Source organism: Flavobacteriales bacterium, assembly GCA_016124845.1.
In the GTDB taxonomy this organism is placed as follows: Bacteria; Bacteroidota; Bacteroidia; order UBA10329; family UBA10329; genus UBA10329.
In genome coordinates, this window is sequence record WGMW01000013.1 from 104,022 (window position 1) to 128,898 (window position 24,877).

Below are 24,877 nucleotides of genomic sequence, written 5' to 3' on the forward strand. Positions count from 1 at the left end.
ACTTATGCTTTTTTGTAATTCGTGAACAGGCTTTTCCAGCGCATTTGCAGCACACCGAAAATGGCTTCTTTGAAGATTCCTGAACTCATTTTCGATTCGCCCGCAGTTCTGTCTGTGAAGATGATGGGCACTTCCAGCAACTTGAATCCATACTTCCAGGCCAAGAATTTCATTTCGATCTGGAAAGCGTATCCGAAGAACTTCACTTCATCCAACGGAATGGTCTCCAGCACAATTCTGCGGTAGCACTTGAATCCAGCGGTGGTGTCGCGTATCGGCATGCCGGTAACGAACCGCACGTAGGCCGAAGCGTAGTACGACATCAGTACGCGCCCCATGGGCCAGTTCACCACATTCACACCTTTTATGTACCGCGAGCCGATGACAAGGTCGGCCGGTCCGTTCACCGCCCCTTCGTAGAGTTTGATGAGGTCTTGCGGATTGTGCGAGAAATCGCAGTCCATCTCGAAGATGAACCCATAATCGCGCTGCAGCGCCCATTTGAAGCCGTGGATGTAAGCAGTTCCCAGTCCCAGTTTTCCCTTCCGTTCCTCAATAAAAAGCCGCCCATCGAACTCGGGCATCATGGCTTTCACCAAATTGGCCGTTCCATCGGGCGAACCATCGTCAATGATCAGCAGGTGGAAGTCTTTCTGCAACGACATCACCGTTCGGACCATCTTTTCGATGTTCTCCTTTTCGTTGTAGGTCGGTATGATGACGAGGCTGTCGGACACGGTGGTCGGCTAAATTACTTAACGGTTACCGCTCTTCATTCGGGCGATCAGACTTTTTAACAGACTTCCACCCGGAAGGTTGTAGAGGAACGTGACCACTTTGGCCGAATTCCTTGGATTGCCTGGGTATTTCATAAGGAAAGAAAGTATGGCCGTGAGCAGCTTCCCGCGCTGCCCAGAACGTTCGAAATACCGCAACTGTAGCTCATCCAAACCCCGTTTTCTGTCTTTGATGAAAGGTGGGGAAAGCTGTTTGCGAATCGTAGGATTGTCCAACATCAGTTTAAATGCCTCCATGCGTGGTGTGATGTTGTCGTTGACCTCCTTGTCGGTATTACCCCCATGCACGCGCAACTTGGCCGTGTGTAGGCCAATGCCAACCACGGGACAATGGGCTGCAATTCGGACCCAAAGTTCCACATCCTCGTTGATGAAGAGTTTCGGGTTGAATAGGTCTTTCTGCAGGATCTCGCGATGGATGCAAACACAATCGGGCGCAAACTGGTTGGCGATGACGTACTCAACATCCGAAGAGAACGTGTCTCTTGCCGCGTATTGCACCAAATGTTCGGGCGAGCCATCATCGTAGAACCAAATAAGTCCCGCATGGAAAAAGGTCGGGTTTTCGTGTTTGGCAGTAGCTTGATGAATGGTTTCCAAGTGCTTCGGCAGCCACACATCATCGCTGTCCAGAAAACAGATGTATTCGCCTTTGGCTGCTTCTATCCCCACATTCCGCGCAACGCTTCGGCCTTTGTTTTCCTGTTTGATGTAGAGGATGCGACTGTCGGCTTCAAGTATAGGTTTCAGCAGTTCTTCCGTACCATCGGTAGAGCCGTCATCTACGATAATGTGTTCGTGATCGGAGAAGGTCTGCGCCTGCACGCTGGCGATCATTTCCTCCAAGAAATGGGCACGGTTGAAGGTGGGTGTGATGATGCTGAAGAATGGCCGTTCGTGGCTCATGGCTTCGGTTCGTTGTAAACCACCTGCAGCACCGTTTGTCCCACGGCTTTCAACGTTTCGCGGTCTATCACCGAAAGGTTGTCATCGTGTGTATGCCAGTACTCCCCGAACCGCGAGGCTGTGCTTGCTTCATGCTGAATGATGTCGATGCTCGGGATCTTCGCAAACTGGTTCAGGTTGGCGTGGTCGTCCATGATCTCCCATGTGCGGTTGTACTGAAAATGATGTCCGAAACCGAGTTGATGCCCCATGTCCCAAACGGTGTAAACCACCTCGGGCGCGTGATGCATCGAATTCGCATCTAACGTGAAAATGGCATCCTTGGCACCCACCATGTCCAGTAGAATTCCGAAGCGATATTTGGTGCTGTCTGCGCGATTGGACCAATAGTAGGAGCCACGGCAATATCCGTGATCGAGCGGGTCGTCATAGTTGTCGTTGGAAGGTCTGCCTTGGTCTTCCATGTCGAAGAAAACGATGTCAATGCCCACTTCGGGAGTTTGCTGCGCCATGCAGCGCGCCATTTCCAGAAGAATGGCAACACCACTCGCGTTATCGTTGGCGCCTTCTATCGGTTGGTCCGAATTCTCATCATCCTGATCGGCAATATGGCGACTGTCCCAATGCGCGCACAGCAGAATGCGGTTTCCAAGTTCTGGATTGATCGATCCTTGGATGTTCCGCAGCGGAAGCATTCTGTCTGCATAGACCACAATGGTGTCTTTCTGCTCTGTCACTTCAAAACCGTAACGCGTCAAGGTGTTCGCCAGAAAATTGCCGCAGCTATCATGGCCTGCCAGCCCTGGAATGCGCGGCCCGAAAGCCAATTGCTGCTCAATGAACTGGTAGGCGGAATCTTCGTTGAAGGTTGGAGCAGACTTCAATTCAACAACCGCAGGTGTGCGCCTATTGGGGTTGCAGCCCGCAAAAACGAGAAACAGAAGACCGATGGAGGCAAGCCTACGCATCGGCCTGCCAATCGGCTCCGTCCTTGCCGTCCATAATGGTAATACCAACAGCTTTCAGCTTATTGCGGATGGCATCGGCAGTCGCATAATCCTTATTCTGCTTGGCCGAACCACGCAGATCGAGCAATACGTCCATCACATCATTCAGAACGGAGGCGCTGTTGTCGTTCTCTGCGCCCGCATCCAGACCGAGCACATCACAGAAATACGACTCATAGATCTGGCCGATAGCCGCAAACTGAGCCACACTCGGAATGTCCTTTTCCTGCTTGTTCTTCAAGCCGTTCACGTAAGACGCCATGTCAAACAGCGTGGCGATCAACTGGGCCGTGTTCAGGTCATCGTTCATGGAAGACGCGCATGCTTCTTCCCAATCAGCAATTCGCGAAGCAACAGCTGCATTGTCGTCACCACCATCAAACGTCATCGAATGCAGCGTTTTCAATGCGGCTTTCAATTTCTGATAGCCTTTCTGCGCGGCAAGCAACGGTTCGTTGCCGAAATCGAGCGTGCTTCGGTAATGCGCCTGTAGAATGAAGAAACGGATGGTCAGCGGGTCATACGCCTGATCCAATAGTTCATGGTCGCCCGAAAAGAACTGATGCAGCATGATGGTGTTGCCCAACGACTTGGCCATTTTCTGCCCGTTCAGCGTGATCATATTATTGTGCAGCCAGTAGCGCACGGGCTCCGTTCCATTGGAACCGACCGATTGCGCGATCTCGCACTCGTGGTGCGGAAACAGAAGGTCCAATCCGCCACCGTGAATATCGAAGGTCTCGCCCAAGTATTTGCTGCTCATCACCGAGCACTCAATGTGCCAGCCAGGAAAACCATCGCTCCAAGGCGAAGGCCATCGCATAATGTGTTCTGGCGAAGCCTTTTTCCACAGCGCGAAATCCAACGAACTTCGTTTCTCTTCCTGTCCGTCAAGGTCGCGCGTGTTCGATTGCAGATCCTCGATCTTTCTTCCCGAAAGCTTCCCGTAGTTGTGCTCCTTGGCGTATTTCTCCACATCAAAATACACCGAACCGTTCGATACGTACGCAAACCCATTGTCAAGTAGCTTCTGCGTCATGCCTATCTGCTCAATGATGTGTCCAGAGGCCTGCGGTTCAATGCTTGGGTGGAGGTTATTCAGCGCATCCATGTCGCTGTGGTAGCGGTCCTTGTAATACTGCACCACTTCCATCGGCTCCAATTGCTCCAAGCGAGCCTTCTTAGCCACCTTGTCCTCACCATGGTCGGCATCATTCTCCAAATGGCCTACATCGGTAATGTTGCGCACGTAGCGCACCTTGTAACCAAGATGTTTCAGATAGCGGAAAACGATATCGAACGTAATGGCAGAGCGGGCGTGACCCAGATGCGCATCGCCATAGACGGTGGGCCCACAGACGTACATCCCAACAAACGGAGGGTTTGCAGGAACGAATTCTTCCTTCTTGCGTGTAATGGTATTGTAAAAGTGAAGCGTGCTACTCATCGTCTGTTACGTGAGCCGCAAAGATAGGCCAACAGCGTTAGTCGATCGCCTCTTCTCCGATCCTTTTGCCGCCCTCGTAAATGATGGCCTTCACAACCTTGCCGTTCTCATACACATAGACCTTGCCTTCCACCAGCTTTTTGTCCTTGAAGGTGCCTTCTTTGGAAACGGTTCCGTCAGGATTCATCAACTTGTTGTAGCCGTCCACAATTTCACCTCGGCCAAGTTGTCTCGGTTGCGGTTTCCCAGAATACTTCTTGATGTTCTCATCGTATTCCTTGCCTTCCACCAGATTCACGGTCTTTTCAGGGATCACGCTTCCATCATCAAAATAGCGCTTCGCCTTAATGGAGCCGTCTTCGTAATATTCCACCAGTTCGCCCGCTTCTTTACCGCCTTTCCATTCGCCTATGTACATCAGCATGCCGTTCTCATGGAAGTAGAGCTGCTGCCCCTCACGCTTGCCCGACTCATTGTAATTCCAATCGTACTTCAGCGTGCCATCCTCAAAATAGTATTTGTACTCGCCCGCCCAGCGGTTCATTTTCCAAATGCCCTCTTCCTGTAGCTGGCCGCTACGATAGTAGATCTTGGCGTAGCCGTTGGCAATGTTGTTGGCAAAGGTCAGTTCGTGCTTCTTATTTCCGTTCGGGTAGTATTTGGTCCAGATGCCTGTTTTTTTGTTGTTCAGGTATTCGCCCTCCTCCACCAACTGGTTCGCCTCATAGCCCTTATACTTCCCGTCATCGTTATACACCTTCCACCAACCCTGCTTCTGGTTGTTGGCATCGCGCTGGTTCAGCGTGTCTCCAGAGGTCGTTCCAGACGTCTGCCCGAAGGAGACGAGGAATGTGGTCAGTAGCAATAGATGAGTGAGTAGACTTTTCGCTGTCATGTTTCTTACCATGATGGTCGGCTTACGGCAAACACCCGATTTTGTTCCAAGTTGTTGGTCGATTATCGTGACAGAGGTCGTATCATTGGGCGGATTTGTACCTTTAGTGACAAATGGAGAAGTGGATCATAGAGGCAACTGACCGCACGCCCAGTGTGGTGCTCGATCGTCAGGAATCGACCCTGCGTATTGAAGGTCGTTCGTACCCCGAAGAAGGCATGGACTTCTTCGACCCGATCATTCTGCGCTTCAAAACATTGGAGGATTCCCAAACACCAATCCGCATGGTGCATGTGCGGTTGGAGTACTACAACTCATCCACCACCAAGGCGTTGGCCGAACTTTTTACCGCCCTCGTAAAGGCCAAGGGGCATGGGTTCGATGTAAAGGTCATTTGGGAGTTTGAGGAGGAGGATGATGGCATTCAGGAAGACATCGACATGTTCATCGACACGTTCGATCTGCCATTCGAGATCCGTTACACGCACTTCTAACCGATGTGTTCCGCCAAGTGGTGGAGCATGTCCTCGGTCATCATTTCCAACGTGAATTCTGTTTTCCAGCCCCAATCTTCACGTGCGGCCGAATCGTCAATGGAACTTGGCCAACCATCGGCAATGGCCTGTCTGAAATCGGGTTTGTAGCTAATGCTGAGAGCAGGAACGTGTTTTTGGATCTCCCGCGCCAATTCCGCAGGAGTAAAATCAAACCCTGATACATTATAGCTCGAACGGATCTTCACCGCCTTGCTGGGCGCTTCCATAATACCGATGGTGGCCTTGATGGCATCGGGCATGTACATCATCGGCAGCCGCGTATTCTCAGATAAAAAGCACTCGAAAGGTTGCCCCAAAACGGCCTTGTGAAAAATGTCTACCGCATAATCCGTAGTGCCTCCGCCCGGGTTGCTTTTATAGCCGATAAGCCCCGGATAACGCAAACTGCGAACATCCACCCCGTAACGGTTGTGGTAATACTCACACCAACGCTCGCCTGCCAATTTGCTGATACCGTAGACCGTGGTCGGCTCCATAATGGTCGATTGGGGCGTGTGCAACTTGGGCGTGGTCGGGCCAAAGACCGCAATGGAACTTGGCCAATACACTTTATCGATGAACCCTTCTTTGGCCAGCTCCAACACATAGAAAAGACCGTACATGTTCAGATTCCACGCCTGCATGATCTTCTGCTCAGCCGTGGCCGAAAGCAACGCGGCAAGCAAGTAAACTTCCCCAATGTTGTATTGAACCACCAACTGGCGCAGTCGGTCGCGGTCCATTACGTCCAAAAGCTCGAACGGGCCGCTTTCCTTCACCTCGTCAGAGGCCGTTTTCAGGTCGGAGGCAAGCACCTGATCATTGCCATAGCGGGCGCGCAGTTCCATTACCAGCTCGGTGCCTATCTGCCCCGAGGCTCCTATCACCAATATCCCTGTCTTCCCTGCCATCTACTTAAGAATGTACACGGGCAAATGTATCATTTTTGCTGCCCTCAAACCGAACAGTTCAGGTTTCAATTAGGTTCGGGCAGGTGCCTATATTTGACCCAAATTCTAAGAAGATGAGCGCTCCCAAATTCGATTCCAACCGTGCCCCAGAACCTGTTGGACTGTACCCGCACGCCAGGCAGGTGGGTAACCTGCTTTTCCTTTCGGGAGTTGGACCGCGCGAACGCGGAACCAAGAAGATTCCGGGAGTGGAATTGGATGATGACGGGAACATCCTCTCATACGACATTGAGAAGCAATGCCACTCGGTGTTCAATAATGTGAGGATGATTTTGGAAGATTCGGGTTCAAGTTGGGATAGGATCGTGGATGTGACCGTTTTCCTCACCAACATGAAGGACGATTTCAAAACCTACAACCGCGTGTATGCCGAGTATTTCAAGGACAACCTTCCGTGCCGTACCACGGTAGAGATCAATTGCCTGCCCACACCCATTGCCATCGAGCTGAAGGTCATTGCCACCATGTAGAGACGCGATGAATCGCGTCTTCATAATTGGCCGTTTAAATGCACGTCATTTGCCGGGAAAGCATGACCGAAGCAACTCCCCTCCGTGTAAGAGCCTGTCCCGAGCTTGTCGTAGGAAGGGGTCGTGGGGGATCCGACCACGCCAAGACTCAAGCATGTCGGGCACTGCGCCACAATACCTGATGCCGCCCTTCCCCCTTCAAAAGGGGATGCCCGCATGGCGGGGGATTTATGGAGTACATTAACCTTAGAATGAACAACCCGCTCCGCTACCCGCATAAATAGACCGAGGGAGGTCAAATCGCCAAAGCGAGACGGCTCAACACATCGCCAAAGTTCGCCAACACGCCCCGGCAACAAGATAACTCAACGCGGAAGGTCAGTGAGTTCCACTGACAGGTATCGCAGATCAACGCGGCATGTCCACAAGATCATCCGGCAGGCAAATAACCCGACCCGGAAGCACAATGATTCAATGCGAAAGGCCAACAACCCGACCTGACAATTCGGATAATACGACCTGGTAGGTCAACAGTACAATGCGGAAGGCGGACAAGACAACCCGGAGGGTCAATAACTCAACCCGGCACCTCAATAAGTTAACGCGGAAGGTCGATAAGACGATGCGGAAGGTCAATAAGTTGACGGGGAAACCCATCAGAGCAACCCGGAAAACCCGCGCCCCAAATCTTAAACAATTGTAATGCAACCGCATCGGAGTTCGCCAACAGGGAGGCTTTTGTATCTTCGCGCTCCTTTCAGAAAAAACGATGGCCAAGAAGTACACAGAATACAAGCAATTGAACCTGCCGGAGTTGGCGGACGAGGTGCTTGCGTTCTGGGAGCAGAACGACATTTTCAGGAAGAGTATTGAGACGCGCGAAGGCAACGAGCCGTTCGTGTTTTATGAGGGGCCGCCATCGGCTAACGGTATGCCGGGCATTCATCACGTCATGGCGCGCACCATCAAGGATATTTTCTGCCGCTACCGCACCCTCAAGGGCTACCAGGTGAAGCGCAAAGCAGGTTGGGACACACACGGATTGCCCGTGGAGCTCGGAGTGGAGAAGGAGTTGGGCATCACCAAAGAAGATATTGGTAAGACCATTACCATTGCCGAATACAACGAGGCGTGCCGCAAGGCAGTCATGAAATACACGGACGTTTGGAACGACCTGACCCGCAAGATCGGGTACTGGGTGGATATGGACGACCCGTATGTGACCTACGACAACAAGTACATTGAGAGCGTTTGGTGGTTGCTGAAGAACCTGTACGACAAGGGTTTGCTGTACAAGGGCTACACCATTCAGCCGTATTCGCCCAAGGCGGGAACAGGGTTGAGTTCACACGAATTGAACCAACCCGGAACCTACCGCGATGTGAAGGACACCACGGTGGTGGCGCAGTTCCGCGCCCTAAGCTCCCCTCCTGGAAAGGAGGGGTCGGGGGAGGTCGACCTTGTCTCGCAGCTACAGAAGTTCGGTGAGGTCTTCATCCTCGCTTGGACCACCACACCTTGGACGCTTCCATCGAACGCGGCACTGGCCGTTGGCGAGAACATCGACTATGTGGCGGTAAAGACCTTCAACCAGTACACGTTCAAACCAATGGTCGTGCTGCTGGCAAAAGACCTGCTCGGCAAATGGTTCAAGGCTGAAAATGCCGAGTTGGCATTGGAGGATTATCAGGAAGGTGACAAGAAGATTCCTTATCAGGTTGTAGCAGAATTCAAGGGCTCGGAGTTGGTTGGAACCCCTTACGAGCAGCTGCTTCCTTATGCACAACCAGATGGCGAAGGTTTCCGAGTGATTGCAGGAGATTTCGTTTCAACTGAAGACGGTACTGGAATCGTGCATATCGCGCCCACATTTGGTGCGGATGATGCCCGTGTAGCGAAAGCCGCAGGCGTTGGCGCCATGCTGGTGGACGATGGTCAAGGGAACATGGTTCCGTTGGTGGATCTGCAAGGCCGTTTCCGTCCAGAAGTGACGGATTTTGCGGGCGAATATGTGAAAGCCGAGTATTACACGGATGAGGAGATTGAGGCGGAGACCAAGAAACAAGGCCGTGATAATTACTTGTCGGTTGATGAGCGTATTGCCATCAAACTGAAAGAGGAGAACAAGGCTTTCCGTGTGGAGAAATATGTTCACAGCTACCCCCATTGCTGGAGAACGGACAAGCCCGTGCTGTACTATCCGTTGGATTCGTGGTTTGTGCGTACAACAGAAGCGAAAGACCGCTTGATCGCGCTAAACAAGACCATTAACTGGAAGCCAGAAAGCACAGGAACTGGCCGTTTCGGAAACTGGCTGGAAAACCTTCAGGACTGGAATCTTTCGAGAAGTCGTTTCTGGGGAATTCCGTTACCAATTTGGTCAACAGAAGACAAAGCAGAGCGCAAATGCATTGGTTCGGTGGAAGAACTGAAATCCGAATGCGAGAAAGCGGTTGCTGCTGGCGTGATGGAATCAAACCCATTGGCTGATTTTGCGGTCGGCAACATGGACGAAGCAAATTACAGGACGTTTGACCTGCATCGTCCGTACATGGATGATATTGTGCTCGTTTCCGAATCGGGAAAACCGATGAACCGTGAAATGGATCTCATCGATGTGTGGTTCGATTCAGGGGCCATGCCTTACGCACAGCTTCATTATCCATTCGAGAACAAGGAGTTGATCGATGGCAAGAGCTACTATCCAGCCGATTTCATTGCCGAAGGGGTAGACCAAACGCGTGGTTGGTTCTTCACGCTGCACGCCATCGGAACCATGTGTTTCGATTCAGTGGCCTACAAGAATGTGGTTTCCAATGGCCTCGTACTCGATAAAAATGGACAGAAGATGTCCAAGCGGTTGGGAAATGCAGTTGATCCATTTGAGACATTGAAGCAATATGGCCCGGATGCTACGCGCTGGTACATGATTACCAACGCAGAGCCTTGGGACAACCTGAAGTTCGATATTGAGGGAATTGCAGAGGTGCAACGCAAGTTCTTCGGAACGCTTTACAACACGTACGGTTTCTACGCCCTTTACGCGAATATCGATGGTTATGATTTCAGCGAAGCGGAAGTCCCCGTTTCAGAACGGCCAGAGATCGATCGCTGGATCATGTCCAAGCTCAACTCGCTGATTGCGGAAGTGGATGAGCATTACATGGCATTCGAGCCGAAGAAGGCCGGTCGTGCCATTCAGGAATTCGTGAACGAAAACTTGAGTAACTGGTACGTTCGTCTTTGCCGCAGAAGATTCTGGAAAGGCGAACCATCCAAAGACAAATCATCGGCCTACCAAACGCTTTACACCTGTTTGGACGTCATCGCGAAGTTGATGAGTCCGATTGCACCATTCTACGCGGAGCGTTTGTTCTCGGATTTGAACGCGGTAACAGGAAGGGACGGTTCGGAATCTGTTCACTTGTCTGAAATGCCCGTTGCGGATAAAGCGGCAATTGACATCGATCTTGAGGAGCGAATGGAGATCGCGCAGAAGGTGACCTCTTTGATCCTTAGCATCCGTAAGAAAGAAAAGCACCGTGTACGTCAGCCACTTGCCAAAGCAATGATTCCTGTGTTGAACGAGAAGTTTGCGCGGCAGATCAAAGCGGTGGAAGACCTCATTCTTTCCGAAGTGAATGTGAAGGAGCTCGAATACCTCACCGAAACGGCTGGTGTCATCGAGAAGACCATCAAACCGAACTTCAAAACACTTGGACCGAAGTATGGCAAGCAGATGAAGCAGATTGCGGCAGAGGTTGGCAAAATGAGCCAAGAGGACATTGCGAGTTTGGAGTCATTAGGGACTTTCAATATTACGGTTGATGGAAGCGCGATTGATCTGACGTTGGAAGACGTGGAGATCATCTCCAAGGATATTCCAGGTTGGGCTGTAGCTTCTGAAGGAGGAATCACAGTTGCATTGGATTTGACCATCACGCCAGCTTTGGAGCAGGAAGGCTTGGCAAGGGAGCTTGTGAATCGTATTCAGAACCTGCGTAAGGACAAAGGTTTGGAAGTCACAGACCGCATCAATCTCACCATTTTGGACGCACAACCATTGAAGGACGCGGTAACAAGCAATCTTAAATATATTTGCGCGGAAACGCTGGCGGAGAACTTAGAGCTTGTCTCTGAGGTCACTTCGCCTGAAGCAGTTACGGTTGATCTGGTCGGAGACCTTTCAACCCGAATTAATATCACTACATTGAATTAAAATCAGAACAGATGGCAGAGAAGACCAGATATTCGAAAGAGGAATTGGAAGAATTCAGAGGAATCATCAATGAAAAGCTGGAGAAAGCGAAGGAAGACCTTCAACTCCTGGTGGACCAACTTTCTCACAAGGATGATCACGGAACGGATGACACTTCACCAACATTTAAGCTTTTGGATGAAGGTTCGGAAGTGCTTTCACGAGAAGAGATCAACCAATTGGCTGCGCGTCAGCAGAAATTCATCCAGAGTTTGGAGAACGCCCTCATCCGAATCTCAAACGGAACCTATGGCATTTGCCGAGCTACCGGGAAGTTGATCTCGAAGGAGAGACTTCGAATCGTACCGCATGCTACTCTTAGCATCGAAGCAAAGAACGCGCAGGGATAATCCGCGTATTGAACCAACACTTGAGAGGCCGCAGGGGCCTCTTTTGTTTTATAAGGTGAAAAAGGCATTAGCGATCATATTTGGAGTGTTGGCACTCGACCAGATCTCAAAGATCTGGATAAAGACCACGATGACGCTTGGGCAAGAGCATCATATTGCTGACTGGTTCATCATTCATTTTACTGAGAATGTCGGTATGGCATTCGGTATGGAGTTCGGTGGGGATTATGGCAAACTGGCGCTTAGCATTTTCCGCATTGTTGCTGTTTTTGGCATTGGCTATTACTTGTTCAAGGTTGTAAAGGAAGACACGCCAAACGTGGTCATAGTTTCCCTTTCATTGGTCTTAGCAGGAGCAGTTGGAAACATCATTGACAGTACTATCTACGGTCTCATTTTTTCAGATAGTTATGGTCACGTGGCCACGCTTTTTCCGCCAGAAGGCGGCTATGCCGGGTTTCTCCACGGTAGGGTTGTAGACATGTTCTATTTCCCATTGTTTGAAGGAACCTTTCCTCAATGGCTTCCCAAGGTTGGTGGAGACCATTTTTTGTTTTTCAATGCCATTTTCAATGTGGCAGATGCCGCCATAACGGTGGGAATGGTCATGATAATTCTGTTTCAGAAGAAGTTTCTGAACTGAGGGAAGAGCCCAAAGGATCTTCTTAAGCCGCTTCTTCTAATATCAGGTAGTAGATGTACGACATCAAAACTCCTGCAAACAACACTCCGGTAAGAATCATATCGTAAGAATGATATGACAATGATAGCGGTCAGACAGATGCTTTCACAATGTACTTCCCGTAAGTTCTGAACATTGATTGTTTATTTCGCTAAACTCAATTGGTGCTAAATCGATAAAGAATCTTGATGACCACCAACACCATAGTGAAGAGAACCACACCGAGAAGGAATTTCCATGATCCTTTGAAAATGGTTGGATTTTTTTTAAGGTCATCGCGGTATGCAAAGCCAACCCCTACAACGAAAGTCAGGACAAATATCCCGGCAAAAATCCAGTGGTTAGAAGTGATGTCCATTTGATGCAAAAGAAAGACCCTTGCTCAAACTGAGCAAGGGTCTTTTGAAAAAACGTTAGTGCGATAATTAGAGAATCACCTTTTTGGAAATTGGCTTATCATTAATGATGGCCCGCATCACATAAGCTCCAGTAGCCAAGTAGCTAAGGTCAAATGCGTTTTTACCTTCGACTAAACTGGACGTTTGATACACAATTTCACCGATTGCGTTAAACACCTCCAACGAAGCTTTTCCCTTCAGTTCTGGAAGGAAGAGATAAGCATTGTGGTCACTTGCATACATTAAGATGTCATCACCAGTATACATTGGCTCTTCATCACCAAGTCGGAAGTGAAGTAAGAATCTTTCGGGATCATCAGACTCGTCTGCAAAGAAATCATATACTGGATTGATGGTCAATTCTTGAATCTTATTCAGTTTGAGGTCTTCCAGATAGACATGCGCCTCTACCGTGAACTGGTCAAGATATTTGGCAGTAAACTTGAATTGACCAGAAATTCCTGGAATAAGATCCATCGGTATTGTCATTGGGTGACCTTCCATAGGAAGGGAGTTAATGGAATAATCAACACCTCTGAAACGAGTTTTAAGTGTCGGTTGCGCTCCAGGTGCCTTCAATTTGTTTGCATCAAGCATCGAATCGAATCCGTTTGTCTCTCCTTGATCACCAAATCGAACGCGTGTTTTGTCAGCAAATTCGCCTGCCTCCACAACAATGTCAAACAGGTTTTCAATTTCTTCCTTGTAGAAAGTAGGGTCGCCCAATCTTCGGTAGGTTTGAGGGAGAGCAAAACTTGCAGGTCCTCCAGACGAACGTACAAAAAAGCCTTGCTGTGAGCCAATAAGAGCTGCTGGGTTGGTGGCACTCGGTAACACGGGTTGATACGTACCTGTGTAGGACCCACTTGTTACCCACAGTTGCGCTTGCGCATCGAAGCCAGCAGGTGAGGCGTACCATTGCATTGGAGATGGAAACGGATTACTCACCATGTGCCAGCCATCTCCAGTAGCGTTTGTGTTGGCGAGACCTGAGTATGCAACAGTTGTAATCTCACTAGTGTTGCCCACCGAACCACCAATTTCAATAGTCTGACCAGATGGGACGATTGCCGCATACCCGCGGCCGTTTGTCATCGAACCAGAACTGCGCACAAACCAGCCAGACTGAATACAGCCAGACACCAGCCAAGGGCCATTTTCATGCCATTCAAGCAAAGCTCCATAAGGAGACGATGCATCTACCGCGTACGCGTTACAGTCGGGCTGCGGAATTACTTGTCCACCGTCAGGACCGTATAGCCCTAGTTCCGACAGTTCAGAGACACTGGCCGTATTAACCGCACTTCCTATGTAATGAAACCCAGCGTTTCCTGAAATATAACGCTGTACTCGAAGATTTCCAGAAAGCGTACCGTCATAGCTGGGGTCAGAGAAATCGTCAACCAAACCTGTTTCTGTCGGAGTTGACGCAATCACTAAGTTGCCATTAGCGTTCATGGTTCCCTCTGCCAGCCTCAACTGTCCGTGAACGTTGGTTGTGCCACCAGTAACAGTTGCAATACCCCCAGTTTTATTGACCTCTAACACACCGTAAAACCGAGACACACCCGTAATTGACTGGTTTCCTGAGCCATCAAGAACTACCATACCGTCAATATGATCTGTTCCTGAGTTGTTGAAGTCGTTGGTTACATGAATCTCACCTTGGTTGTAAATAACCCCCCCAGTTTCACTACTCATAGAGTTTTCGACATAGAGTACCGCACCATTTTGCACATAGAGACTTGTGCTGCTTTTAAGCCCCTGAGCAGAAAGGTTACTGCTAAGAACAAATAGACAGGACAAAAAGATGAACGTAAAATTTTTCATTCTCGCGATTTTATTCAAATCCATAAAATATGACATGCTAAGTTAGTAACTTCTTGAAAAGAGACATTAGCCTAACTTTTTGAGACAATGACTATTTCTTGTCAATTGAATATTCCAATCGATGGAAATCCACTGGGGTACGATGTCCAAGTGGACAGTTTTCCTTATAAGATTTTCCGTCACTTGAGATGATAAAATGCGTTTTTGACTCAAGTTCCAAAGGGGTGTGGTAGATGATCGATTCACCCATGTTATCGTCTTCACATCCGCCATATCCAACGGGAGTTGGGTCTAACATCAGGTCGTTGATGCGATTTTTGAGCTCCGTTGAACAGTCGGAGTCTTGATCAATGATGTAGCCCATGACCTTGTCTACGCCATCTGCCTCCCAACCCCCCACATATATTCTAAACGCGCGGTCTTCGGGAACATGGACAGTGAACGATTTATTAATTTTCCAATTGCGCTTGATGGTTCGCCCCAAGCCCGCACGCAGAATGTCATTTGTGTGGGAGGCGAATTCATTCAGAAAGACATATTGGCCTCCGACATCTGCAAACATTCTGAGTTCAGCGGGTGTCAGAAAGAATATCTCAGACAATCTTCGGATCTTCAGTTTTTCAACGGTGACTTTATAGGAATGAATGATGTAATCTTTCGGAATGCCGTTACCCTCGTCCCAATACAGAAACAGCGTTTTTCCCAGTACCGTTCTGTCTGAAATTCCAGCGGATTTCCAAGGAATGGAAACCGTTGCCACGTCACCTTTGGGGTCATCAGATACGGTAACTTTTACATCATTGAAATACGTATTCCCTTTTTGGTCGATGAATGAGTATTTGAGAGTTGATTGGGGCGAAGGCCGCGGTAGCGTGTGACGTACGTTGAACACATAGTCTTTGGAACTCATTTTCACGGGGCGCGCCCAGCTTCCTGTATCTTGATTGTTGTAAAACGCACTTCCATCGCCATTGGCGTAAATGTCAATTCGCGTGGCGAAAACGCTGTCGCCTTTCTCTGACCGAATCTTATCTGGTAAATTCCTTCGAGTGGCCAGCAGCCGCATGGGATGAATCTCGGTTTTTGCAGGCGGATGACCTCTGTCCCAAACCCAAAGACCCTCTGCATGGACCCAATCGCCAGCGGTGGGCCAATTCCAAATGATATCGTAGCGTTCATGACCAGCGGTTGAGAAACCTGCCGTTCCACCTTTCCGACAGACTGGCGCATACTTGTTACCGTGGTTTCCTGCGGCAAGCCCGCTTTCCCATTCGCAATGAACCCAGTCGCGCACTACCGTATCGCGTATTTCTTGCCCAAGGCTGTCCTTTCTGATATGGATGTATCGCGAAAGCAAATTGCGCGAACCTTCATCAGGGAATACATTGAAACACAGGTCGTGCGTGTAATGATAGAGCGGCAGATCCTCAAAACTCACGTGCGGCACTCCGAAGGCATAACCTTCGTGCCCTTCAATGGGCATAACCTGACCTTCAAGCACAACCACCGTATCGTGATTTACTACTGGTCGCCAAGAAGGAAGAATCAGGCTGATATCGACAACATGCTTGAAGCCGTAAACCTTCATCGTATCCAAGCAAGGATAGATGCCAATATCTGCTTCGTTGGACCAACGAAGATTTTTGGGGTAAGTGAATGGTGCCTGCGCGACAACGGAATTGATTCCGAAAAGGAGAACGGTCAGCGTGGCAACGAGCCTCATTTACACGGTAACTTTTTCGGTCAGTTTTTCCAGAATTTGAACCGCATTGGTGGCGGCACCTTTACGAAGATTATCGGCCACGATCCAAAGATTGAACGCATTCTCCTCGCTTTCATCCTTGCGGATTCTACCGACAAATACGTCATCTTTTTGGTGTGCACTCAGCGGCATTGGATACGAGTTATTGGTGGGGTCGTCTTGCAGGATGATTCCTTCAGAAGTGGAAAGAATGTCCTTTATCTGTTCTACGGTTGTGGGTTTTTCGAGGGTGACATTCACCGACTCGGAATGACCGCCCACGACAGGAACGCGAACAGCTGTTGCGGTTACTTTCAGGTCAGGGATTCCAAGGATCTTTCGACTTTCATTCACCAGCTTCATTTCCTCTTTGGTGTAGCCGTTTTCGAGAAACACATCGCAATGCGGAATGCAGTTGCGATGGATCGGGTACTTGTAAGCAGGATTTGTGGCCAGTTGCCCGTCCTCTTCTTCTTCCAACTGCTGCATGGCGGCCTTGCCTGTTCCAGTAACCGATTGATAGGTGCTGATGACCAAACGCTTCAGACCGAACGCTTTGTGCAACGGTGCGAGTGCCACAACTAATTGAATAGTGGAGCAGTTCGGGTTGGCAATGATCTTGGAGCCGCTCTCGGTCGCCTCCATATTCACTTCTGGCACAACCAAGGGAATATTCGGTTCCATGCGCCAAGCGGAAGAATTGTCGATGACCACGGTTCCGACCTCCGCAAATTTCGGTGCCCATTTCAGCGAAGTGCTTCCTCCAGCGGAGAACAATGCAAAGTCGGGGCGGAGCGAAATGGCCTGAAGCATTCCCACCACCTTCACGTCTTTGCCTTTGAAGGAAACCGTTTTCCCAACGGAATTCTCTGATGCAACAGGAATCAACTCGGTCACATTCACCTTGCGTTCTTCCAGAACGGTAAGCATTTCTCGGCCAACAAGACCTGTGGCACCAACAACGGCTATTCTCATAATTCGCTAACGAAACGTTAAGATCGGTCGGGTGGCAAAAGTACTATATTTACCCTCCTTGCCTGAAGGTAGAATCCGACTCATGCGAACTTATTTGCGTCACATTTTCATCGGTCTGTTTGCCCTGATTCCCGCGGTCGGTTTCGGCCAGTTTGTGGATGATTTTTCGGATGGTGATTTTACCGCCAATCCTACTTGGAGCGGAGATGCGGCCAACTTTGAGGTGGATGGTAATCAGAAGTTGCATTTGAACGCGCCTCCGCAGTCAGACACGTCTTACCTGTCGGTGGCGTGTCAAGCGATTGATGATGCCACGTGGGAGTTTTTGGTGGAGATGGCTTTCAATCCTTCATCAAGCAACTTGGCGCGGGTCTATCTGGTCTCAAACAATGCCAACCTTCAAGGAAGTTTGAATGGCTATTACGTGCGTTTGGGTGGCGAAACGGAAGACCGCATCAGCCTTTATCGTCAGACGGGGACATCTTCTACGCAGTTGATCACTTCTGTTGATGGATTATTGAATACCGACCCTTCGGGAGCGCGCGTTCGCGTTACGCGGAGTTCCAATTCTGATTGGGAACTGCTGGCTGATACCTCTGGCGGAACGTCATTCGTTTCGTTGGGAACGGTGAACGACACCACCTATTTCCAAAGCCTGTATTCCGGGGTTTGGTGCAAGTACACGAGTACGCGTTCTGACAAGTTCCATTTCGATGATTTCAACGTGACGGGCAACCCGTTTGTGGACAGCGAAGCCCCAACGGTTGTTTCGGTTTCGGTGCTTTCAAACACGCAGGTCGATGTGCTTTTCAGCGAAGCCGTGAGTCAAACCACAGCTGAGAATACGGCCAACTATTCGGCTGATAACGGCCTGGGAAGTCCGATTACAGCTTCGCTCGATGGTAGTAATTCAGCGTTGGTGCATTTGACATTCGCCACGCAATTCACCAACGGAACGACTTACCAGTTGAGCATTTCCAATGTTCAGGACCTTTCGGGAAACACGATGGTGACAGCATCAGAACCGTTCATCTATGTCATTCCATCACCAGCTTCGTATCGCGATGTGGTCATCAATGAGTTTATGTGCGACCCAAGTCCCGTGCAAGGTTTGGCCGAGGCCGAGTTTGTGGAACTCTACAACACCAGCAGCTATTACATCGACATTACGGGTTGGAAACTGGGAGATGCTTCCTCTTTCGGAACGGTCGGGTCGCACATTATCGCCCCTGGCGAGTATGCCATTCTCATCGCCAGCGGCAGTGCCTCCATGTTCGCGTTCTATCAGAATGTGGTGGTCGTCACTTCTTTTCCGTCCTTGAACAATTCGGGAGATGACCTGATTCTTGAAGACACCAGCGAGACCGTTATCGATCGGCTGAGCTATGATTTGAGCTGGTATCACGACCCGAACAAAGAAGATGGAGGTTTCACGATCGAGCAGATCAATCCGTTTGCCGCGTGTGTCAATCCGAGCAATTGGCATGCTTCGGAAAACCCGTTGGGCGGAACGCCAGGAAATCAGAATTCCGTGTTTGATGATACGCCCGACACGGAAGGTCCGTTGCTGGTTGGCGTTGAGATTCTTGATCCTCAGACCGTGCAGGTAAATATGAACGAGGCGTTGGGTACAGGCAACATTTCAGCTTCCAACATCTTGGTGGAACCAACGCTGACTGTAGCAGCCGTATCGGCCATCAGCCCAGCGAACACGTCTCTGAATGTGACGTTCGGAACTCCGATCGATACAGGCGTGGTTTACACGCTCACCGTAACGGGAATTGCTGACTGTGAGGGAAATCTGCAAGGAGCCGATTCGGTGACAACATTCGTATTACCGTTTGATGCCGATTCGGGTGATTTCGTCATCAACGAAGTGTTGTTCAATCCTTTCACGGGCGGTTCTGATTATGTGGAATTGGTGAACATTTCGGACAGGCCGCTGAACCTCAAAGGTTGGCTTTTGGCGCATTATGATGCGCAGGATGGAGTGAGCAGCTTCAAACCAATTACAAACCAGAATTACGCGGTGGAACCAGGTGGATATGTGCTTATTACCCAAGATACGACCGATGTGATGATGAATTACATTCAGCACGGCATCGGTAATTTCATTCAGGCAGACATGCCTTCTTATAATAATGATTCGGGAACGGTCTATCTGCTGAATCTGGACTCCGTCATTACCGAGTATTTCTCCTATACTGCGAGCATGCATTTCCCGCTTTTGAGTAGCGTAGATGGCGTGTCATTGGAGCGGTTGGATGTGCATCGTGATGTACATGATGTAGGCAACTGGCACTCGGCAGCGGAAACGGTCGGTTTCGGAACGCCTGGGCTGCAGAACTCGCAGTATTTCCCAACGGGCGATGCTGTGGGTGAAGTGAGTCTTGACCCAGAGATATTCTCGCCAGATGACGACAGTTATAATGACGTGTTGAACATTTACTACCGTTTCAACGGATCAGGCTATGTGGGTACGATCCGTATTTACGATTCCAACGGGAGACCTGTTCGGCAGTTGATCTCCAATGAGCTGTTGGGAACATCAGGAACGTTCACTTGGGACGGCACGACCGATAATGGTGAAAAAGCGCGCATCGGCATGTACGTGATCCTGTTCGAGGCGTTCAGCGAAAGCGGGGATAAGAGCGTACACAAGCTCTCCACTGCGCTTGGTGCGCGGTTGTAGGCTTTTCTTTCACGTATCTTCATGGCTCATCATCCATGGAAAAGAAACAATTGCCCATACGGAATGTCATAGCGCTTCTGCTTTTGGTGGTTATCGGTTTTTTATCGGTGAGAATCTGGCATTTGGAGCGTGAAAAGCGCGAGGTGAACAATGACCTTGTGCATCTTTCAGAGATCCGATATGGACTTTTTAATGTGGATGAATGGAAGCGCATTATCGTGAACATCATCTCTAAGAACATTGAGGAGTTTGACCTGAATGAACAGGACCGCGAGGCGATGCGAAAGAAAGTGACGAAGTTTTTGCATTCGCTGATCGATGAGTTCGAGCAACGCTATCACGATCAGGAGCTGCATCGCACAGGTGGGTTTCTGGAACAGGCCAAAGGTGTGATGCGAAGCGCGGTTGTTTCTGGCACCAAGCTGTTCGACCATCTCCGTGAGGACATTCCTGTGTTTACCGAGGAGATTTTGGATTTTGTGGGAGATCCTGAGAATGCGGAAATGTTGAAAGAATACCTGACTGAGAAGTTGGATGAGTATGCCTCAGAGACATTTGCCGAGACGGATTATTCGGAACATGACCGCATTGTGGCCAAGTACGTGGCGGAGAACAGGGCGGATGCCATAACCAGAATGAAGGAACGCTTGGCTGCGATAGATAAGGCCAAACAGCCGTATCTGATGGTCTGGTATCCGCTGGTGGTCGTTTCATTGCTTTTGGTGTTGATCTTTCCGCTGGTCGGGTTGGTTGAACACTTGAGTGTGGTGGGCATCAGCCTGACATTGCTGTTGCTTGGCCTTACGTTGCCGATGCTGGAGATCGATGCGCGTATCGCCTCCTTGGATTTTCACCTGCTGGGCGAACAGGTGGCCTTTACGGATCAGGTGGTGTACCACAAATGCAAGAGCATTTTGGAAGTGGTGCATCTGATGCTGGGGCAGAAGGACCTACAGGTGGTCGTGGTTGGTCTGTTGGTACTCCTGTTCAGCGTAGTGTTTCCAATATTGAAGCTGCTGAGCTGTGTGGCTTACCTGATGTTTCCGCAGATCCGACAGAACCGCGTATTACAATTCTTTGTCTATCGAACAGGAAAGTGGTCGATGGCGGATGTGTTGGTGGTGGCCATCTTTATGTCATATATCGGCTTTTCGGGCATTCTGAACGAACAGTTGGGTCAATTGCAGCATATTGCTGTGTCCATCAACCTGCTTACCACCAACAACTCAACCCTGCTTTTCGGCTTCTATGCCTTTGTGAGCTTTGTGCTGATGGGGCTGCTGTTGGCGTTTCGGTTGCAGCGGTTGGAGGACTAAAGCAACTCGTTTGCCAGATTCGCCAGCTCAGAACGTTCGCCTTTTTGGAGTGTGACATGCGCATACAGCGGATTTCCCTTCACTTTCTCTATCAGGTATGAAAGGCCGTTACTCTGCGTGTCGAGGTAAGGCGTATCGATCTGGAAGATGTCGCCTGTGAACACGATCTTGGTGTTCTCGCCCGCACGGGTAATGATGGTTTTCACTTCGTGAGGCGTGAGGTTCTGCGCCTCATCAATAATGAAGAAGATGTTGGAAAGGCTGCGCCCACGGATGTAGGCCAGAGGTGTGATGACCAGTTTTTCCTGCTCCACCATCTGCTGTATCTGCTTGGCCTCCTTGCCCTTTTCTGGGAACTGACTCTGAATGAACTTCAGGTTGTCCCAAAGCGGTTCCATGTACGGATTGATCTTGCTCTTGATGTCGCCTGGCAGGTAACCGATGTCCTTATTACTGAGCGGAACGATCGGTCGTGCCAGATAGATCTGGCGGAAATCACGTTTCTGCTCCATCGCGCCAGCCAAGGCAAGAAGTGTTTTTCCCGTTCCTGCCACACCTTGCAGCGTGATCAGTTTCACATTCGGGTCGAGAATGGCATGGAGCGCAAAGACCTGTTCCGCATTTAGCGGACGGATGCCATACGCCATGGTCTTCTCAATGCGGTGAAGCAAGCCTGTTTCGGGGTTGTTGTGCACCAAGGCCGATTTCTTCCCGTTCTTGAGAACGTAGTAATGATTGTTCGGGGCATTCTTCAACCCAACGGCTTCACGCTCGCACGTTCCTGTTTCGTACAGTTCGTTGATGATGCCGCTTTCAATTCCCTCAACCGTGCTTTCTCCCTTATAAATGGAGCTTACATCCTTGATCTTGCCCGTTTCGTAATCCTCGGCATTCACGTTCAGCGACTTGGCCTTCAACCGCAGGTTGATGTCCTTGCTTACCAGGATCACCTTCCGATCGGGAAATTCATCTTTCACGGCCAACGCAGCATTCAGGATCTTGTGATCGGCCTTGTTGTCACCGAAAACCTTAGTGGCGTCCACATCGCTGTTGCCGTTCATGATCACTTTGAACGAACCCTTCTTGTTGCCCTTGATCGGAATCCATTGCTGCAAGGTCTTGTTGCCCGCCATCGCGTCCAGTTCGCGGATAAATTCGCGGGCTGCAAAGTTCTTGCTGTCGTTCCCTTTCTTGAAGTTGTCGAGTTCTTCCAATACCGTTATCGGTATGGCCACATCGTGCTCGTCAAACTGGGTTATTGCATTATGATCGTAGATGATTACCGAAGTGTCCAGAACGAACACTTTCCTCTCCTCTTTCTTCTTTGCCATTCAGAAACTATTCTTAATCCGAAATGTAGCGTTTTGGATTTCTGAAGATGGAGCGTAACTTTATTAAGAAGTTGAATTTTTCAACACGGAATTGTGAAGTAGTCCACATAAACTTGGCAAATGATAAACGACATCAAAAAGCTCGAAGCTCTGTTTTTCCAATGTCGTTCTCTTGCGGATGCCGAAATCATGATAAGCGAGTGCGGGGTTGAAAACGCCATGGTTTCCACGCACGATGAATCAGGCATTTATACCGATGTTTCAAAGACCTGCAAGACGTTCATCGGGTATACACGGAGAGAATTGATCGGCAATTCCAGTTACGATTATTTTCATCCTGATGATTTCCAGACCATTCTCAAATCGCATGCTAAGGTCACCATACGCCCAGAGATCGATCACGTGGATTATCGGATCAGGATGCCAGATGGAAAATATCGGGAAGTTTCCACTTTAAGCAGGCTTGTGGTCGATCCTGCGGGGCCTCAGTTTATCCTTGCTTTGACGTTTGAAAGACAATAATTGAGCGTTAGTCGAAAAAAAGTTGCGATAAGTCGTGATTATTTAAAATGATGTTCTAACTTTGAAGGACAGTTCCAATTCCTGGTTTCACCCCCATCGTAGAACGCTTCGGCCGACTCGGTGGGGGTATTTGTTTGTCTGAACTCACGGCAACCTTATTTGTTACCTTTGCCAAAACCCATAATTTTAAGCAATGTCTGAGGCGGTTACGGAAATGGAAAATAAGATCACGGATGTGTTGAAAGCGTTGAATATCAGCGAATTGAACTTCGCGGCATCCACAGGGTTGAATGACTTTACGGGTGGAGATGCCATTGGTTCCTACTCTCCGGTAGATGGCGCGTTGATCGCTTCCGTGGGTTCATGCTCGCAAGCGGATTACGAAAAGGTCATTGCGCAGGCGCAGAACGCTTTCATTGAATGGCGTACTTGGCCTGCTCCGAAACGCGGTGAGATCGTGCGTCAGGTAGGCGATGCGTTGCGCGAAAAGAAGGAGCCGCTCGGCAAACTTGTTTCCTACGAAATGGGAAAAAGCCTTCAGGAAGGTTTGGGCGAGGTTCAGGAAATGATCGACATCTGCGATTTCGCGGTCGGTCTTTCGCGACAGCTTTATGGCCTGACGATGCATTCGGAACGCCCATTGCATCGAATGTACGAGCAGTATCATCCGCTGGGAATCGTGGGAATCATCTCCGCATTCAATTTCCCCGTAGCGGTTTGGAGTTGGAATGCCATGTTGGCGTGGGTGTGTGGTGATGTCTGCGTTTGGAAACCCTCCGAAAAATCTCCGCTTTCTGCCATCGCTTGCCAGAACATCATCAAAGAGGTTTTTGAAAGGAACGGTGTTCCCGAAGGCGTGAGTTGCATTGTACAGGGAGATTACACGGTAGGAGAAATGATGACCACCGATACGCGTGTTCCATTGGTTTCTGCCACAGGTTCCATACGCATGGGAAAGAAAGTGGCCGCCACGGTAGCGTCAAGGTTGGGAAAAACCCTGCTTGAGTTGGGCGGCAACAACGCCATCATCATCACCGAAAATGCCGATCTGGACGTGTCCATCATCGGAGCGCTTTTCGGTGCGGTGGGCACGTGTGGTCAGCGTTGCACCAGCACGCGCAGACTCATCATTCACGAAAGTGTGTATGATGAAGTGAAGAACAGCTTGGTGAAGGCTTACGGACAACTGCGTATTGGCAATCCGCTGGATCAGAAGAACCATGTGGGACCGCTTATCGATAGACAAGCGGTAGAAACCTACCTGAAAGCGCTGGAGCAATTGAAGGCTGAAGGAGGAAACATGGTTGTGGAAGGTGGTGTGCTGGAAGGCGAAGGTTATGAAAGTGGCTGCTACGTGAAGCCTGCCATTGCCGAAGCGGAAAATCACTATCAGATCGTGCAGCAGGAAACGTTTGCTCCGATTCTGTATCTGCTCAAATACAAAGACATGGAAGAAGCAATTGCCATTCAGAACGGAGTGGTTCAAGGACTTTCTTCTGCCATCATGACAACAAATCTGCGTCAAGCAGAGTTGTTCCTGAGTTATGCGGGTTCCGACTGCGGAATTGCCAACGTCAACATTGGAACTTCGGGTGCGGAGATCGGTGGTGCCTTTGGAGGAGAAAAAGAGACGGGTGGAGGTCGTGAGTCGGGTTCGGATGCTTGGAAAGTGTATATGAGACGTCAGACCAACACCATCAATTATAGCACGGAACTGCCGCTGGCGCAGGGAATCAAATTCGATCTTTAATCC

20 protein-coding genes are annotated in these 24,877 nt (G+C 49.7%); 9 read left to right on the forward strand and 11 right to left on the reverse strand.

Annotation, left to right across the window (positions count from 1 at the left end; genetic code table 11):
- Window positions 1-2 precede the first annotated feature (2 nt).
- Genes GC178_06805 through GC178_06825 form a run of 5 tightly spaced genes read right to left on the reverse strand, consistent with a single transcriptional unit; the run spans window position 3 to window position 5,064 of the window.
- Window positions 3-737 carry a glycosyltransferase gene (locus GC178_06805; protein MBI1287273.1) on the reverse strand — a complete coding sequence of 245 codons (735 nt, stop codon included), beginning with the start codon at window positions 735-737 and terminating at the stop codon, window positions 3-5.
- 18 nt (window positions 738-755) lie between these two features.
- A complete protein-coding gene (locus GC178_06810; GenBank protein ID MBI1287274.1) occupies window positions 756-1,703 on the reverse strand; it encodes a glycosyltransferase in 948 nt (315 codons plus the stop codon).
- Window positions 1,700-2,671, reverse strand: a complete 972-nt coding sequence (locus GC178_06815; GenBank protein ID MBI1287275.1) for a M28 family peptidase — start codon at window positions 2,669-2,671, stop codon at window positions 1,700-1,702. The genes GC178_06810 and GC178_06815 overlap by 4 nt, the downstream gene beginning before the upstream one ends.
- On the reverse strand, window positions 2,664-4,157 hold the full coding sequence (locus tag GC178_06820; protein ID MBI1287276.1) for a cysteine--tRNA ligase: 1,494 nt from the start codon (window positions 4,155-4,157) through the stop codon (window positions 2,664-2,666). Before GC178_06820 ends, GC178_06815 begins: the two co-directional genes overlap by 8 nt.
- Before the next feature lie 37 nt (window positions 4,158-4,194).
- Entirely contained in the window at window positions 4,195-5,064 is an 870-nt protein-coding gene (locus GC178_06825) for a hypothetical protein (protein ID MBI1287277.1), read from the reverse strand.
- Window positions 5,065-5,165: 101 nt separating this feature from the next.
- Here GC178_06825 and GC178_06830 point away from each other — a divergent pair, with 101 nt between their 5' ends.
- Complete coding sequence (locus GC178_06830; protein ID MBI1287278.1) at window positions 5,166-5,546, forward strand: DUF1987 domain-containing protein; 381 nt, start codon at window positions 5,166-5,168, stop codon at window positions 5,544-5,546.
- On the opposite strand, the gene GC178_06835 is transcribed toward GC178_06830, so the two are convergent.
- The gene (locus GC178_06835) at window positions 5,543-6,499 is read right to left on the reverse strand and encodes an NAD-dependent epimerase/dehydratase family protein (GenBank protein MBI1287279.1); all 957 of its coding nucleotides are present in this window, start codon (window positions 6,497-6,499) and stop codon (window positions 5,543-5,545) included. The genes GC178_06830 and GC178_06835 overlap by 4 nt on opposite strands.
- A gap of 113 nt (window positions 6,500-6,612) precedes the next feature.
- On the opposite strand from GC178_06835, the gene GC178_06840 reads away from it, so the two are divergent.
- The 4 genes from GC178_06840 (at window position 6,613) to GC178_06855 (ending at window position 12,280) form a co-directional block, all read left to right on the forward strand.
- A complete protein-coding gene (locus GC178_06840) occupies window positions 6,613-7,029 on the forward strand; it encodes a RidA family protein (protein ID MBI1287280.1) in 417 nt (138 codons plus the stop codon).
- Window positions 7,030-7,798: 769 nt separating this feature from the next.
- A complete protein-coding gene (locus GC178_06845) occupies window positions 7,799-11,248 on the forward strand; it encodes an isoleucine--tRNA ligase (protein ID MBI1287281.1) in 3,450 nt (1,149 codons plus the stop codon).
- 11 nt (window positions 11,249-11,259) lie between these two features.
- Window positions 11,260-11,637, forward strand: coding sequence for a TraR/DksA family transcriptional regulator (locus GC178_06850; protein ID MBI1287282.1), 378 nt, complete (start codon window positions 11,260-11,262; stop codon window positions 11,635-11,637).
- Window positions 11,597-12,280, forward strand: coding sequence for a lipoprotein signal peptidase (locus GC178_06855; protein ID MBI1287283.1), 684 nt, complete (start codon window positions 11,597-11,599; stop codon window positions 12,278-12,280). The genes GC178_06850 and GC178_06855 overlap by 41 nt, the downstream gene beginning before the upstream one ends.
- Before the next feature lie 196 nt (window positions 12,281-12,476).
- On the opposite strand, the gene GC178_06860 is transcribed toward GC178_06855, so the two are convergent.
- From GC178_06860 to GC178_06875, 4 genes are all read right to left on the reverse strand, one after another.
- The gene (locus GC178_06860; GenBank protein MBI1287284.1) at window positions 12,477-12,677 is read right to left on the reverse strand and encodes a hypothetical protein; all 201 of its coding nucleotides are present in this window, start codon (window positions 12,675-12,677) and stop codon (window positions 12,477-12,479) included.
- A gap of 67 nt (window positions 12,678-12,744) precedes the next feature.
- A complete protein-coding gene (locus tag GC178_06865) occupies window positions 12,745-14,547 on the reverse strand; it encodes a hypothetical protein (GenBank protein MBI1287285.1) in 1,803 nt (600 codons plus the stop codon).
- A gap of 91 nt (window positions 14,548-14,638) precedes the next feature.
- Window positions 14,639-16,270 (reverse strand): hypothetical protein, encoded by a 1,632-nt coding sequence (locus tag GC178_06870; protein ID MBI1287286.1) that lies wholly within the window; start codon window positions 16,268-16,270, stop codon window positions 14,639-14,641.
- Complete coding sequence (locus tag GC178_06875) at window positions 16,271-17,263, reverse strand: aspartate-semialdehyde dehydrogenase (GenBank protein ID MBI1287287.1); 993 nt, start codon at window positions 17,261-17,263, stop codon at window positions 16,271-16,273.
- A gap of 82 nt (window positions 17,264-17,345) precedes the next feature.
- Between GC178_06875 and GC178_06880 the strand changes: the two genes are divergently transcribed.
- Together GC178_06880 and GC178_06885 are read left to right on the forward strand one after the other, a co-directional pair.
- The gene (locus GC178_06880) at window positions 17,346-19,955 is read left to right on the forward strand and encodes a hypothetical protein (protein MBI1287288.1); all 2,610 of its coding nucleotides are present in this window, start codon (window positions 17,346-17,348) and stop codon (window positions 19,953-19,955) included.
- Between the two features lie 35 nt (window positions 19,956-19,990).
- Window positions 19,991-21,271: a hypothetical protein gene (locus GC178_06885; protein MBI1287289.1), complete on the forward strand. Its 1,281-nt coding sequence runs from the start codon at window positions 19,991-19,993 to the stop codon at window positions 21,269-21,271.
- Here the strand turns inward: GC178_06885 and GC178_06890 are convergent.
- Complete coding sequence (locus GC178_06890; protein ID MBI1287290.1) at window positions 21,268-22,602, reverse strand: AAA family ATPase; 1,335 nt, start codon at window positions 22,600-22,602, stop codon at window positions 21,268-21,270. The two genes, GC178_06885 and GC178_06890, sit on opposite strands and share 4 nt — an antisense overlap.
- A gap of 120 nt (window positions 22,603-22,722) precedes the next feature.
- Between GC178_06890 and GC178_06895 the strand changes: the two genes are divergently transcribed.
- Together GC178_06895 and GC178_06900 are read left to right on the forward strand one after the other, a co-directional pair.
- Complete coding sequence (locus GC178_06895; protein ID MBI1287291.1) at window positions 22,723-23,124, forward strand: PAS domain-containing protein; 402 nt, start codon at window positions 22,723-22,725, stop codon at window positions 23,122-23,124.
- Window positions 23,125-23,317: 193 nt separating this feature from the next.
- The gene (locus GC178_06900; GenBank protein MBI1287292.1) at window positions 23,318-24,874 is read left to right on the forward strand and encodes an aldehyde dehydrogenase family protein; all 1,557 of its coding nucleotides are present in this window, start codon (window positions 23,318-23,320) and stop codon (window positions 24,872-24,874) included.
- Window positions 24,875-24,877 lie beyond the last annotated feature (3 nt).